The organism is Hanstruepera sp. CR43, from assembly GCF_055227665.1.
Genome location: NZ_CP200078.1, coordinates 2,506,966 through 2,521,126, shown reverse-complemented (window position 1 = coordinate 2,521,126; position 14,161 = coordinate 2,506,966). Strand labels below are relative to the sequence as shown.

14 protein-coding genes are annotated in these 14,161 nt (G+C 33.9%); 11 read left to right on the top strand and 3 right to left on the bottom strand.

All coding sequences use genetic code 11. The annotated features are described in order from the left end of the window. The first annotated feature begins 48 nt into the window (after positions 1–48). From ACKXGU_RS11515 to ACKXGU_RS11505, 3 genes are all read left to right on the top strand, one after another. Complete coding sequence (locus ACKXGU_RS11515) at positions 49–1,221, top strand: glycosyltransferase (protein ID WP_463465458.1); 1,173 nt, start codon at positions 49–51, stop codon at positions 1,219–1,221. 124 nt (positions 1,222–1,345) lie between these two features. Continuing rightward, complete coding sequence (locus ACKXGU_RS11510; RefSeq protein WP_463465457.1) at positions 1,346–1,933, top strand: acyltransferase; 588 nt, start codon at positions 1,346–1,348, stop codon at positions 1,931–1,933. After that, positions 1,930–2,898, top strand: coding sequence for a Gfo/Idh/MocA family protein (locus ACKXGU_RS11505; RefSeq protein WP_463465456.1), 969 nt, complete (start codon positions 1,930–1,932; stop codon positions 2,896–2,898). Before ACKXGU_RS11510 ends, ACKXGU_RS11505 begins: the two co-directional genes overlap by 4 nt. 58 nt (positions 2,899–2,956) lie before the next feature. Here the strand turns inward: ACKXGU_RS11505 and ACKXGU_RS11500 are convergent, their stop codons facing one another. Together ACKXGU_RS11500 and ACKXGU_RS11495 are read right to left on the bottom strand one after the other, a co-directional pair. After that, positions 2,957–3,763, bottom strand: a complete 807-nt coding sequence (locus tag ACKXGU_RS11500; RefSeq protein ID WP_463465455.1) for a DNA/RNA non-specific endonuclease — start codon at positions 3,761–3,763, stop codon at positions 2,957–2,959. Continuing rightward, positions 3,763–6,399, bottom strand: coding sequence for a valine--tRNA ligase (locus tag ACKXGU_RS11495; protein WP_463465454.1), 2,637 nt, complete (start codon positions 6,397–6,399; stop codon positions 3,763–3,765). Before ACKXGU_RS11495 ends, ACKXGU_RS11500 begins: the two co-directional genes overlap by 1 nt. Before the next feature lie 186 nt (positions 6,400–6,585). On the opposite strand from ACKXGU_RS11495, the gene ACKXGU_RS11490 reads away from it, so the two are divergent. Continuing rightward, positions 6,586–7,011: a DUF1573 domain-containing protein gene (locus ACKXGU_RS11490; RefSeq protein ID WP_463465453.1), complete on the top strand. Its 426-nt coding sequence runs from the start codon at positions 6,586–6,588 to the stop codon at positions 7,009–7,011. A 52-nt stretch (positions 7,012–7,063) separates the two neighbouring features. On the opposite strand, the gene ACKXGU_RS11485 is transcribed toward ACKXGU_RS11490, so the two are convergent. Beyond that, entirely contained in the window at positions 7,064–8,410 is a 1,347-nt protein-coding gene (locus ACKXGU_RS11485; RefSeq protein ID WP_463465452.1) for a PDZ domain-containing protein, read from the bottom strand. Between the two features lie 120 nt (positions 8,411–8,530). Between ACKXGU_RS11485 and ACKXGU_RS11480 the strand changes: the two genes are divergently transcribed. The 7 genes from ACKXGU_RS11480 to ACKXGU_RS11450 all read left to right on the top strand — a co-directional run bounded on the left by ACKXGU_RS11480 (position 8,531) and on the right by ACKXGU_RS11450 (position 14,094). Then, positions 8,531–9,721 (top strand): pyridoxal phosphate-dependent aminotransferase, encoded by a 1,191-nt coding sequence (locus ACKXGU_RS11480; protein WP_463465451.1) that lies wholly within the window; start codon positions 8,531–8,533, stop codon positions 9,719–9,721. Then, on the top strand, positions 9,721–10,734 hold the full coding sequence (murB, locus tag ACKXGU_RS11475) for a UDP-N-acetylmuramate dehydrogenase (RefSeq protein WP_463465450.1): 1,014 nt from the start codon (positions 9,721–9,723) through the stop codon (positions 10,732–10,734). Before ACKXGU_RS11480 ends, murB begins: the two co-directional genes overlap by 1 nt. Before the next feature lie 64 nt (positions 10,735–10,798). Continuing rightward, entirely contained in the window at positions 10,799–11,344 is a 546-nt protein-coding gene (locus tag ACKXGU_RS11470) for an RNA polymerase sigma factor (protein ID WP_463465449.1), read from the top strand. Beyond that, positions 11,341–12,138 carry an anti-sigma factor gene (locus tag ACKXGU_RS11465; RefSeq protein WP_463465448.1) on the top strand — a complete coding sequence of 266 codons (798 nt, stop codon included), beginning with the start codon at positions 11,341–11,343 and terminating at the stop codon, positions 12,136–12,138. Before ACKXGU_RS11470 ends, ACKXGU_RS11465 begins: the two co-directional genes overlap by 4 nt. 90 nt (positions 12,139–12,228) lie before the next feature. Then, positions 12,229–12,432: a membrane or secreted protein gene (locus ACKXGU_RS11460; protein WP_463465447.1), complete on the top strand. Its 204-nt coding sequence runs from the start codon at positions 12,229–12,231 to the stop codon at positions 12,430–12,432. A gap of 13 nt (positions 12,433–12,445) precedes the next feature. Next, the gene (locus tag ACKXGU_RS11455; protein ID WP_463465446.1) at positions 12,446–13,552 is read left to right on the top strand and encodes a glycosyltransferase; all 1,107 of its coding nucleotides are present in this window, start codon (positions 12,446–12,448) and stop codon (positions 13,550–13,552) included. Continuing rightward, a complete protein-coding gene (locus tag ACKXGU_RS11450; protein ID WP_463465445.1) occupies positions 13,543–14,094 on the top strand; it encodes an RNA polymerase sigma factor in 552 nt (183 codons plus the stop codon). The genes ACKXGU_RS11455 and ACKXGU_RS11450 overlap by 10 nt, the downstream gene beginning before the upstream one ends. Positions 14,095–14,161: the final 67 nt, after the last annotated feature.

The following is a 14,161-nucleotide window of genomic DNA, read 5'->3' as shown; positions in this document are numbered from 1 at the left end:
GAATTTAGTTTATATATTATAATCAAAAAATACTAATTATTAATAAATATGAAAATTGGAGTAGTCGTAGATAATGAGTTTGATCATGATCACAGGGTTCAAAATGAAATACGGTTGCTTCAAGAAGCAGGACATTCAATTTTTGTGTTATGTTTTGACTTTAACAAAACATACAAAACCTATAACAATTTGGCTGTTACTAGAATTAAAATCAATAAAAAACTTAAGGACCTATATGTCTTGTTGAGTACAAACTTTAAATTTTATGAAACACTCTGGCGGAAAAATATTACTGAATTCATAAACTTCAATCAGTTAGATGCTTTACATGTACACGATTTATATCTTTCAAAAGCCGCAAAAAAAGGAATTGAGAAATCAAATATAGACCTACCATTGATTCTTGATTTACATGAAAATTATCCTGATGCTATAAATTCTTACCAATGGGCCATAAAAGGATGGAGAAAATTCATTGTTCAACCTAAAAAGTGGTATAAAAAAGAATATGAGTATCTAAAATATGCTGATTATCTTATTGTGTTAAGTGGATATTATAAACAGAACTTAATTGAACGCTTTTCTTTTTTAAACCCCTCAAATATATATGTTCATCCAAATTTACCAGATTTCAAAACTTTTGAAAAAAATGAATTTTCTGTAGAATTCAATTCTAATTTACCAACTTTGTTCTATTTTGGTGTTGTTGCAAAACGCAGAGGAATAATTGACATTCTGCCATGGCTAATAAAATTGCTAGAAAATGGTGAGCAATTTCATACATTAATTATCGGACCTATCGACAAAGCAGATAAGAAATTATTTTATAACTATATAGATCATCCTGTTCTCAAAAAGAATCTAACCTATCAGTCTTGGGCTGATGTAAAATACCTACCTGCTTACTTAAAAAAAATAACAATTGGTCTAGCTCCCTTTCAAGTTAATCCGCAGCATGACTCCGGGGTTGCCAACAAGCTGTTTCAATACATGTATGGTGAAATTCCTATACTAGCAACTAAATGTAGATCTCAACAGGATTTAATTGAAGAATCGCAATGTGGACTATTATATGAAAACTATGAAGATTTCAAAATACAACTTACCCGATTACTTAAAGATAAAGAACTACGACATAAATTGGGTTCCAATGGCAGAAAAAAACTACTTGAGCTTTATAAGAATAAAGCCAATCGCCAATTTTTAAAAATATATGAATAATATATTTTAGGGTTTCATATTGAGTCCAATATTTTAATTTAAACCTATAAACTATTATAAAAGTTCCATACTTTTATCTTTCGTTATATTTGTACTATACCATTTCGTTTAAAATAAAATTATCTTGAGTACCGAAAACACTTATTTTGCTCATCCAACGGCAATCATTGATGATGATTCAAGCATTGGTGCAAATACCAAAATTTGGCATTTTTCCCATATAATGAAAGATTCTAAAATTGGGCAATCTTGTAATATTGGACAAAATGTTGTGATTTCTCCCAAAGTTCATATTGGCAACGGTGTTAAAATACAGAACAATGTTTCTGTGTATACTGGGGTCATTTGTGAAGATGATGTATTTTTAGGCCCTTCAATGGTGTTTACAAATGTAATTAATCCGCGAAGCTTCATTGTTCGTAAAAATGAATTCCAGGAAACCTATTTAGAAAAAGGAGCCACTATTGGAGCTAATGCAACTGTTATTTGCGGTAATCGGATTGGTTCTTATGCCATGATAGGCGCAGGAGCGGTAATTACCAAACCAGTACCACCATACGCTTTAATTGTTGGAAACCCAGGTAAACAAATTGGGTGGGTAAGCAAAAATGGATTTAGATTAGATTTTAATGAAAAAAACGAAGCTGTTTGCCCTGAAAGCGGTGATAGATATCAATTAAATAATAATTCTATAATTCCTTTGAATCCTTGAAAAAGTTTGCACTCATGGGAGCTGCTGGTTTTGTTGCCCCAAGACATTTTAAAGCCATAAAAGACACCAATAATGAACTTCTAACGGCCTACGACCCTAATGACAGTGTAGGGATTATAGATTCTTTTTTTCCAAAAGCACATTTTTTCACAGAATTTGAAAGATTTGATAGGCATTTAGAAAAATTACGTTTAGAAAAGCATCAAGCAATTGATTATATATCAATTTGTTCACCAAATTATTTACACGACGCGCACATCCGTTTTGCATTAAGAAATAATGCTGATGCCATTTGTGAAAAACCACTAGTTTTAAATCCATGGAACGCAGAAAAGCTAATTTCTCTTGAGTCACAAAGTGAAAATAAAATAAATACAATTCTTCAATTACGCTTACACCCGTCTATTATTAATCTTAAAGAAAAAGTCAAGAATCAGTCTAACAAAAAGATTTTTGATATTGATCTTACTTACATTACTTCAAGAGGCAATTGGTATTATGCCTCTTGGAAAGGTTCAATAGAAAAATCAGGTGGAATTTGCTCGAATATTGGTATTCATTTTTTTGATATGCTTATTTGGATTTTTGGTGATGTTATTGGCAACACTGTTCATATAATGGAGCATGACAGAGCTTCTGGTATACTATCTTTAAAAAATGCCAATGTGAGATGGTTTTTATCTATTAATGAAGATACTTTACCAAAAACAGTTAAAGAAAATGGACAGCGTACATTTCGAGAAATAATTATAAATGATGAAAAGTTTGAGTTTAGCGAAGGGTTTACAAATTTGCACACCTCTTCATATGAGCAAATTCTTTCAGGAAATGGCTTTAGGATTTCAGATACTTATAAATCTTTGGTACTAGCTCATCAATTAAGGAATGCCGAGACTAATCCAATTAAAGGCGATTTCCATCCTTTTGCCAAATTACCTATTTCCAAACATCCATTCCATAAGTAAATTCTTGAATTAAAAAATATCAAGTAGAATTTAGATTTGTATATACAGCTTTTGATCCCTAAAAAGCCCAGTTATTATAATTACTTGAAGCTTCCAACTTGTCTTCTGTAACATCATCCAATTCAGAGAAAAAATCAATTCCAGTTAATTGTTCAATAGCATCTACAGATACCACAAAATCATAAAGAGACTTTTTGGAATCAAGATGAGGCATCAAGAAAGCCAAAACTTTTGGATTTCCATTATTATAATCCATTATGACTTTGTAAAACTGATTTGGAACCGCTACATTTTCCAAACCTATAGTTTTCATTTCTCCTTTAAGAACACCTCCTGTTACCACAAAAACACCATCGTAACGACTAGCCCAATAGCGTACCTTTTGTTCTAAAGTATTCCAAATCCCCGAGTTGAATTCATGTTCTTGCGGACTAATGTTACTGGTTAAAAAAGTTTCATCATGAGCCTGTTGACTATAACGCCTGTCTCCTGCGGGACATAAATGCCCGCGATCATAACCGGAATTTTTGTAATTCCGCCAACTGGCCGCTCCTGTGCTTACTGCTTTATCAATTTCAAAATAGGGTCTATCAAAATGGGTATTGGACAGGTGTTCTTTTTTTAGTTCATAAGCGACCCATTCAGCTTGTTCATGTGGCTCACTGTAACTTAAAGAATAACCCTTATGATGAATTATTTGCCCTGTAGTGCTTGTAGGCATAAAAAAAGCTATTGTTGGATTTTTAGGCCTTTTGCCCTGTTCAACAACAGCTTCAAGTTCTTTATTATCGAGATAATATTCATAACCATATATACCAAATACCAAAACTATGGCAATAATTATATATATGATTCTTTTGGTCATTATTGCAGGCTGGCCAAGCTCGCTTTTAACGTTTCAATTTTCGCTAAAGCATCAGCCTCCTTTTTCTTTTCACTAGCCACAACTTGCTCCGGTGCACCAGAAACAAAACGTTCGTTTGACAATTTTTTCTGAACGGATTTCAAGAAACCTTCCGTATAATTTAACTCTTCGGTAAGTTTATTAATTTCATCCTCAACATTAATTGCTCCAGATGCTGGAATGAAGTATTCATTTGATTTCACACGAAAAGTCAAGGCGCCATCAACCGCTTCAGAAACATAAGTCAATTTATCAATATTACCTAATTTCTGGATGACACCATCAAAAACAGAGGTTACATTTTCATTATTAATAATTGAAAAATCGATACTATCCTTAAAAGAAATATTTTTCTCTTTTCTAATATTCCTGATTCCAGAAACCACTTCTTGCGTGAAATCAAAATTTGATATCAAATCATTATCAACAGTCTTTTTTTCTGGCCATTTGGCAACTATCAAGGCTTCTTCTGGTTGTCTGTCTTCCATATATTGCCAAATTTCTTCTGTCAAGAATGGCATAAATGGATGTAATATTTTTAAGATATTCTCAAAACTTGCAATAACACCATTCAAAGTTTTAGAATCAATAGGTTGTTGGTAAGCCGGCTTGACAATTTCCAACAACCAAGATGCAAAATCATCCCAAATTAACTTGTAAGTTGCCATTAGCGCATCAGACAAGCGGTATTTACTGTAATGATCTTCAATTTCAAGTAAGGTTTCCTGAAATTTGGCTTCAAACCATTCCAGAGCAACCTTGCTAGATTCTGGTTGTTCTATAGAATCACTCACTTCCCAACCTTTTACTAATCGAAAAGCATTCCATATTTTATTAGCAAAACCTTTACCTTGATTACAAAGAGCCTCATCAAACATCAAATCGTTACCAGCTGCGGAACTCAATAATAACCCAACACGAACACCATCAGCTCCGTATTCTTCAATCAATTTTAAAGCATCTGGCGAATTACCCAGCTGCTTGCTCATTTTCCTACGTTGCTTATCGCGTACCAAGCCTGTTAAATAAACATTTTCAAAAGGCTTTTTACCTTTATATTCATAACCAGCAATTATCATACGTGCTACCCAAAAGAACAAAATATCTGGTCCCGTAACCAGGTCGTTTGTTGGGTAATAGTAATTTATTTCTTCGTTTTCAGGATTTCGGATACCATCAAATACACTCATGGGCCATAACCAAGAGGAAAACCACGTATCTAAAGCATCTGTATCTTGGCGTAAGTCGTTAGATGTCAATTGCGTGTTTTTCGTTCGTTCTTTAGCTAAATCTAATGCATCTTCAAGAGATTCGGCAACTACAAAGCCTTCTTTACCATCACCGTAATAGTATGCAGGAATTTGTTGCCCCCAAAGTAACTGACGGGAAATATTCCAATCGCGAATATTTTCCATCCAATGTCTATAAGTATTCTCAAACTTTTTTGGAAATAATTTAATTTCAGGGTTTTCACCTAAAACAGCCTCTATAGCAGGCTTTACCAATTCTTCCATCTTTAAAAACCACTGATCGGATAATCTGGGTTCGATGATGGCTTTGGTGCGTTCTGAAATACCCACCCTATTGGTGTAATCTTCAATTTTAAGAATATGCCCTTTTTCCTCTAACTCTTGGACAATTTCTTTTCTAACTACAAAACGATCTTTGCCTTCATAATGTAAACCATAGCTGTTTAAAGTAGCATCTTCATTGAATATATCGATAACTTCCAGGTTATGCTTATCACCCAAAACCTTGTCGTTTTCATCATGTGCTGGTGTTACTTTTAGACATCCAGTACCAAATTCAACATCCACATACGCATCTTCAATAATAGGTATCACACGACCATTAATGGGCACAATGGCATTCTTTCCTTTTAAATTGGCATGACGCTCATCATTAGGATTAATACAAATGGCTGTATCACCCAAAATAGTTTCTGGTCTGGTCGTGGCAATGGTCAAAGTAGCATCTGTTCCTTCAACCTGATATTTTATATAATATAGCTTTCCTTGTTTTTCAACATATTCAACCTCCTCATCAGAAAGTGTTGTTTTTGCTTCAGGATCCCAGTTAACCATTCGGTAACCACGATAAATCAGGCCTTTGTTGTATAAGTCAACAAAAACTTTGATTACAGCTTCTGACATATCGTCATCCATGGTAAATTTTGTGCGGTTCCAATCACAAGAACAGCCTAGCTTTTTCAACTGCTCTAGTATGACACCACCATATTGATGCGTCCAATCCCAGGCATGTTTCAAAAACTCTTCTCTTGTTAGGTCATTTTTATCAATACCTTCCTCCTTTAATTTAGCAACCACTTTGGCTTCGGTTGCAATGGAAGCATGGTCTGTACCAGGCACCCAACAGGCATTCTTACCCTGTAAACGCGCACGTCTAATCAAGACATCTTGAATGGTATTGTTCAACATATGACCCATATGCAAAACTCCGGTAACATTTGGCGGTGGAATGACTATGGTATAAGGCTCTCTATCATCTGGAACTGAATGGAAATAATTATGTTTCATCCAGTAATCATACCACTTGCTTTCTACTTGATTGGCATCATATTTTGATGGAATTTGCATACTTTGGAATAGTTTTTGAAATACAACAAGCAAAAGTACTTATATTTCTTTTTTCTGTAAAATTATATGAATGTAATATGTACATTTGTTATAGTAAAATGTAATTACAGGTGTGCATTACGTCTAATAATTTTGTAGAATGAATAAAAAGTGACTATGTTTACCAACGAATTAAAGTAAAATATTATGAAACATTTAATTACAGTATTGTTTATCGGACTGATTAGTTTTTCAGTTAATGCGCAAGACAAAGTAGCCAAAATCGAATTCAAAGACACAACTATTGATTATGGAACTATAGAAAAGGGTGCTGATGGTGTAAGAGTTTTTGAATTTACCAATACAGGTGATGCTCCACTTATCATTTCTAATGTTAAGTTTAGTTGTGGCTGTACAGTTCCAAAAAAACCTGATGGGCCAATTGCTCCTGGTGAAACTGGTGAAATTCAAGTAAAATATGATACAAATCGTGTGATGCCAATTAGAAAGACCATTACGGTAACTTCTAACGCTGAAACACCAACTGTAGCACTAAAAATTAAAGGTGAAGTTATTGACCCGAACAAAACTAGTGTACTTGAGAAAAAAGATAAAAGTGTCATGAACAAATAATAGTGTTCAAAATACAGATAAAAAAAAGCCTTGAATTATCAAGGCTTTTTTTTTATTTCAGCATATCCTTTAGCTTAAAATTATATTCAAAAATATTATTCTGCCTTTCAACCATTAGTTTGATTTTTTTACCGTCTTTATCGCTAAAAATATCAACAATTTCCTGAAGTGAGTAATCTTTTACATCTTTTCCATTAATTTTCAAAATTATATCACCTAACTCCACACCTGCGTTTTTAGCCGGACTATTTTCCCTTAATTTAACCACTTGAAAAGCTGGTTTGACATCAAGCCTGTAGTTCTCTGAAGCAGGTCTATTGGTTACATGTTCTGTAACGTCAGTATTAAAATGCAACCTACCATTATCCAAGGTATAATAATAGTCTTTAACAACTCTAAAGCCATGGTGTTCAATATCTATGCCGCTTTTGTTATAATTAAAGTCTTTATTGAATGATGCATTCTTCCTTAAAATCACATGGGAGTTCTTGTAATCAAAGGTCAGATTAAATCGTCTCAATATTTCAGCGCCTATCGTGCCATTCCTATCTTTGATACGCTTAAGGGTTTCAATAGAAGAACCTTCAGGAAAAGCCACTAATGACTCATTAAATTCAAATGAACCAATGGTTAAATTTTCAACTTTTGAACGCTTACCATATAAACTACCACTTAAACCATAACCCAAAAAATCTTCAAAATAGTTATTGGTTGATACGATATCTTTCGATTCGTCTTCAAACAACCACATAGCATCACTAGCTCCTGTATCCATCAGAACATTTATTGGAATACTTTTTTGTTTAATAGTAACTTCAGCATTTAAATAGGGCTTGTTATTAAAAAATTGAAGTGGATGTTTTTCACATTTTTTGCACAACCGCTTATTATAACTGTCGTGTTCCGTAATTTTTATGTGCTTTTTGGAATAATTGATTTCAACAACAAAATCCTTAAACAAATCATAGCCTATAATACCATGTATCGGGATACCAAGCTTCGGGGAATAGTCCAATCCCGTGTTATAGACAGCAAAAATAGTTTGGTTAAATTTAACGGCCTGCCCTATTTTTAAGATGTTATTTTTGGACTTGACTGCTTCAACCACTTCGCCATCGCCTAATCCTTTCAGATAAATGGTTTCTTTGGACTCACCATTCAAAACCTCAAATCCGTCCAGAATATTAAACAATATTGGTTTTGTCACTCCACTATCCAAAATGAATGACAACTCAACATCATTAACTACAACTGGAATTACAATAAGATTATTGATTAATTGAAACTCAATTTTATCAGACCCTGCTTCATCTTGTAAATAAAATCTACTCTCTTGTGAATAGAAACACTGACTTATAAAGAGAGATAAAATTATTAATATGTGTTTGGAACGGCACATCTTATTACGAGGTTATATTTAATTAAATTACAAAAAAAACTTCAAATTCAGGTCAAATTGGACTGTTTTAACAATTAGATTAAGATTATTTTTAAGAACTTTACGGCCAAATTTAACATCATGCCTAGAATATCAAAAAAGGGGGACGCTATGCCCCAGTCGCCTATACGGAAATTGGTTCCATATGCCGAATTGGCTTATAAAAAAGGAAAAACGGTTTATCATTTAAATATTGGACAACCAGATATTAAAACTCCAGAAGTAGCACTGGATGCTGTTAAGATAAACTCTCTTGATATTTTAGCCTATACACGGTCTGAAGGTTCCGATGAGTATCGCCAAAAAATTGCCGATTACTATGGCAAACATGACATACATGTAGCAAAAGAAGACATCATAGTTACAACTGGCGGTAGTGAGGCACTTCTCTTTGCTTTCGGCAGCATTATGGATACAGATGACGAGATTATCATTCCTGAACCATTTTATGCCAATTACAACGGTTTCTCGACGGCTTCAGGTGTTAACATTGTTCCTGTGATATCAAAGATTGAAGATAACTTCGCACTACCACCAATTGAAGAATTTGAGAAACTGATTACTCCGAAAACCAAAGCGATATTAATTTGCAACCCTGGTAATCCGACAGGCTATTTGTATTCCAAAGATGAAATTAAAAAATTGGCACAAATTGTAAAAAAACATGATTTGTTTCTAATTGCTGATGAAGTTTACAGAGAATTCACTTATGACGGTGTTACTCATTATTCCATCATGCAGGAAGAGGACTTAAAAGATCATGCCATTATGATTGATTCTGTTTCCAAGCGTTATAGTATGTGCGGCGCCAGAATTGGCTGTTTGGTTTCCAAAAATAAGCAGGTTATTGCTACAGCATTGAAATTTGCCCAAGCAAGGTTAAGCCCACCTACTTTGGCACAAATTGCCAGTGAAGCTGCACTGCAAACACCACAAAGTTATTTTGATGAAGTGATTACAGAATATGTTGAAAGAAGAAATCTACTAATTTCCGAATTAGAAAAAATTGATGGTGTCAAAGTAGCTAAACCCAAAGGCGCCTTTTATTGTATTGTAGAACTTCCTGTTAAAAATGCCGATGATTTTGCACAGTGGTTATTAGAAAGTTTTGATGTAAACGGCGAGACCATTATGGTCGCACCTGCTGCTGGATTTTATTCAACTCCGAATGTTGGCTTAAATCAAATACGCATTGCTTATGTGCTCCAAAAAGAAAGTTTGATAAAAGCCGTTAACATTTTAAAAGAAGCTCTCAAAATCTACAAAGATTAGTGCAAATTCAACAGAACATATCCTTAAAATCCTACAATACGTTTGGCATAGATGCTAAAGCCAAATACTTTGTTTCAGTCACATCTATTGATGAGTTATCTGAAGTGTTGAGCCTTCAAAAATATTCTGAAAAATTCATTTTGGGTGGAGGTAGTAACATGTTGCTTACTCAAGATATTAGTGCTTTAGTTATTCATGTAAATATAAAAGGGATTTCTATTTCATCGGAAGACAACAACAGTGTTTTGGTTACTGCTAATTCTGGTGAAAACTGGCATGAATTTGTTTGTTGGTGCTTGGATAATGGTTATGGTGGACTGGAAAATCTATCCTTGATCCCAGGAAATGTTGGCTCAGCGCCCATACAAAATATTGGTGCTTATGGCGTTGAACTCAAAGATAGTTTTATTTCATGTGAAGCTTTAGACATTAAAACACTTGAATTAAAAACGTTTACAAACGCTGAATGCCACTTTGATTATAGAAACTCTGTTTTTAAGCAAGAAGCCAAAGGCCAATATGTTATTTGCAGCGTGACATTTAAACTAACAAAAAATCGTCATACATTACACACTGCTTATGGAGCCATACAAAGCGAATTGGATAATATGCAAATTACCAATCCAACAATTCTGGATGTTTCAAATGCTGTTATTGCCATTCGCCAAAGCAAGCTACCTGATCCAAAAATAATTGGAAATAGTGGTAGTTTTTTCAAAAACCCTGTAATTACTAATGAAGTTTACCAAAAACTTAAAGTGCTATTTGAAGACATCCCAGGATACCCTGTTTCCGATAATGAAACGAAAGTACCAGCTGGATGGTTAATTGAAAAAGCAGGTTTTAAAGGAAAAACAATTGGAGACTATGGCGTTCACAAAAACCAAGCTTTAGTTTTGGTTAATTATGGCAATGCTTCAGGAAATGATATCTTAAACTTGGCAAAACTCATTCAAAATACAATTATGCGTATCTTTGGCATTCAAATTGAGGCCGAAGTCAACATTATATAATTATACGAATTTATAGAATTTAGCGTTATTAACGGTTACACTAACTAAACACCCTACTTAACACTTGAGCACTCCAATTGAAAAACAAATCGTTAGCTTACTAGCAAAAAGTGATAAAAGGGCTATTTCGCTGTTGTATGAGAATTATGCCGATTCACTTTATGGTGTGATATCAAAAGTTTTGACAGATCAGGACCTCGCCCAAGATGCCCTGCAGGAAACTTTTATTAAAGTTTGGAAAAAAGCCAAATCTTATGACGCTTCGAAAGCAAAGCTATTTACATGGCTATATCGAATCGCATACAATACTGCTATCGATAAGGTCCGATCTTACAACAATAAAAGCAGTAAGGAAATCCAAATTGAAACTTCAACCGTATATAGATTAACTGCTGATAGTATTAACCAAGATGTTCTGGATATTAAAAAACACCTGGGAACTCTTGACGAAAAGTATCAGATAGTTATTAATGCTCTCTTTTTTGAGGGCATGACACAACAAGAAGCCAGTGATGAATTGGATATTCCACTTGGCACTATAAAATCGAGGTTAAAAATTGGGCTTCGTGAATTGAAAAAAATATACGACCCAGAATTAAAACAGTCATGAATGGTAAAATAACTACAATATTGAATTCTGGCCTATTAGAAAAATATCTTTTGGGCGAAACTACTTCAGCTGAAACTGAAATGGTAGAATCTTATATTTCGGAATATCCGGAAGTTAGAAAAGCCTACAATGAATTGCAGGACAATTTGGAAATTGTTGCCAAGAGCAATGCTATTGAGGCCCCTAAAGGCATTTTGGATGCTATTTTAGATGAATTGGATGAAAAACCTGTTATTACCTTGCCAGTTACTTCCCAAAGAAGAAAATGGTTTAAATATAGTATTGCGGCCAGTATCGCGGCATTAATATTTGCAGGTACAGCCTATAAGTTTTATGATTTGAACCAAAAACTATCGCATGAAAATCAAGTAGTTGTTGACGAAATTTTTGATTTACGTGATGATATAGCTAAAAATAATCAGCGTTTGGATGAAATTATGAAACAATTTAAGCAGTTAAACAATCCAGAAACTGAGAAATATATTATCAACGGTAATTACAGGGCCAAAAATCTAAAAACCGTTGCATATATTAACCCTAAAGAAAAAACATCGATGATTGATGTGGTATCATTGCCGCAATTACCGGAAGAACAATGTTATCAAATTTGGGCAGAAGTTGAGGACAAAATGGTTAGTTTAGGGATTTTAAGTGAAACCGATAGGCAATTACGCGAAATACCTTATACCGAAGATGCTTTGGCATTAAGTATAACCATAGAGCCTAAAGGTGGTAACGCCAATGCAACCCTTGAAAACGCGGTTGCTGAAATATCTTTGAACAAAATCAAATAAATTTAAAATACTTAAGTTTTTAAGCCTTGCTTTTCAGTTGAAAAGCAAGGCTTTTTTTTCAAAAACCCTTATCTTTGCAAAAAATTTCTCATGAAACTTCTTTTTATAACATTAGTATTACTAGGTTTGGCAATAGCAGGAATTGCCATCAAAATTTGGGCTAAAAAAGATGGTGAATTTGCCGGAACCTGTGCTAGCCAAAATCCTATGCTCAATAAAGAAGGAGAGGCATGTGGCTTTTGTGGTAAAACACCCGACCAATTTGACAGTTGTAATGAACCTCAACACTCCTAAACAATAACTTTTGGTGTTAAGCATTCTTTTTTACACGTTTGTAGTTACTGTTTGCTTTCAATTATTCTACTTCATTTTTGTTTTTGGCAAAATAGCCTTCTTTAAGAAAGAATCACTATCAAAAGAAAACGTCAAGGTTTCTGTTATTATTTGTGCCAAAAATGAAGAAGAAAACCTTAAGAGATTTTTACCTTCAATAATCAATCAAGACTATCCAGAATTCGAAATTGTGTTGATTAATGACGCTTCATATGATGATACCTTATCAGTCATGCAGGAGTTTGCCAACAAACACGACAACATAAAAATTGTAGATGTCAAAAACAATGAAGCCTTTTGGGCCAACAAAAAATATGCTCTGACTTTAGGCATTAAAGCGGCCAAACATCAGCATCTTCTATTTACCGATGCTGATTGCGAACCTAAATCGCAGAATTGGATTAAGGAAATGTGTTCGCATTTTGACAAAAGCAAAACCATAGTATTAGGTTATGGGGCATACAAAAAAATCAAAAACTCCTTTCTTAACAAGCTAATTAGATTTGAAACTGTTTTAACAGCCATGCAGTATATTTCAATTGCCAAAATGGGATTACCCTATATGGGCGTTGGAAGAAATTTAGCCTACACCAAAGAGGCCTTTTTTAACGCTAATGGTTTTATGGACCACATGCACATCAAATCGGGTGACGACGATTTATTTATCAATCAGGTAGCCAATTCCCGAAATACCACTATTAGCCTTACACCAGATAGTTTTACGCTGTCAATTCCAAAAATGACTTTTAGTAGTTGGATTCGACAGAAAAAAAGACATATCACTACAGCCAATCATTACAAAATAGCCCACAAACTGATACTTTCTGCTTATTATTTTTCCCAAATTTGTTTTTGGCTGCTGGCAATAGTATTATCTATATTTTTATTTCAATGGAAAATAGTTGTAGCGTTGATTGTCTTTAGGTTTCTTGCTCAATACGTTATCTTCTATAAAACAACCCAAAAACTTCAGGAGAATGATCTCATCATTTTCCTTCCAATCTTGGATTTCTTTCTAGTTGCTATGCAATTAACTATATTTATATCCAATCTTTTCGTAAAACCTAAACATTGGAAATAGAAGAAGCTATCAATAAAGCCAAACAAAACAACCAAAAAGCATTTAACTTTTTGTTGGATACGTTTTGGGACGATGTTTACGGATTTCAATTAAAGCGGACACAAAATGAAAATGATGCTGAAGACATCACCATTCAAGCATTTTCAAAAGCCTTTGACAAGATTCATACTTATAATAGCGATTATAAGTTTAAGACTTGGCTTATAACCATTTCCAAGAATATCCATATAGATCTTGTTAGAAAAGAAAAAAACTCTATCTCTCAAAGCATTACCGATAACCACGACGATGAATATTATGAGGTTTTAGACGAATCACCATCACCAGAGGACAAACTCATCACTGACCAAAACTTGGCCAAATTACTTCGCGACATCAAAAAGTTGAAACCCCATTATCAAGAAGTCATCAACTTAAGATACTTTCAGGAATTGAGTTATAAAGAAATCTCTCAACAACTGGATGAGCCTATAAATAATGTAAAGGTAAAACTCCTTCGTGCCAAAAAACTTCTAGCTGAAATTATTCAAAGGAAAAGCTAATAAGCTCTATACTATTATCAGAAGACCTTATATTGCCAATGACTGTTTTAAGATATTACTTTTGTAT

Bases quoted from the DNA above. Each gene is read 5' to 3' on its own strand.
- ACKXGU_RS11515 (WP_463465458.1), top strand. From the start codon at position 49: ATGAAAATTGGAGTAGTCGTAGATAATGAGTTTGATCATGATCACAGG.
- ACKXGU_RS11500 (WP_463465455.1), bottom strand. From the start codon at position 3,763: ATGACCAAAAGAATCATATATATAATTATTGCCATAGTTTTGGTATTT.
- ACKXGU_RS11495 (WP_463465454.1), bottom strand. From the start codon at position 6,399: ATGCAAATTCCATCAAAATATGATGCCAATCAAGTAGAAAGCAAGTGG.
- ACKXGU_RS11490 (WP_463465453.1), top strand. From the start codon at position 6,586: ATGAAACATTTAATTACAGTATTGTTTATCGGACTGATTAGTTTTTCA.
- ACKXGU_RS11485 (WP_463465452.1), bottom strand. From the start codon at position 8,410: ATGTGCCGTTCCAAACACATATTAATAATTTTATCTCTCTTTATAAGT.
- ACKXGU_RS11480 (WP_463465451.1), top strand. From the start codon at position 8,531: ATGCCTAGAATATCAAAAAAGGGGGACGCTATGCCCCAGTCGCCTATA.
- ACKXGU_RS11465 (WP_463465448.1), top strand. From the start codon at position 11,341: ATGAATGGTAAAATAACTACAATATTGAATTCTGGCCTATTAGAAAAA.
- ACKXGU_RS11460 (WP_463465447.1), top strand. From the start codon at position 12,229: ATGAAACTTCTTTTTATAACATTAGTATTACTAGGTTTGGCAATAGCA.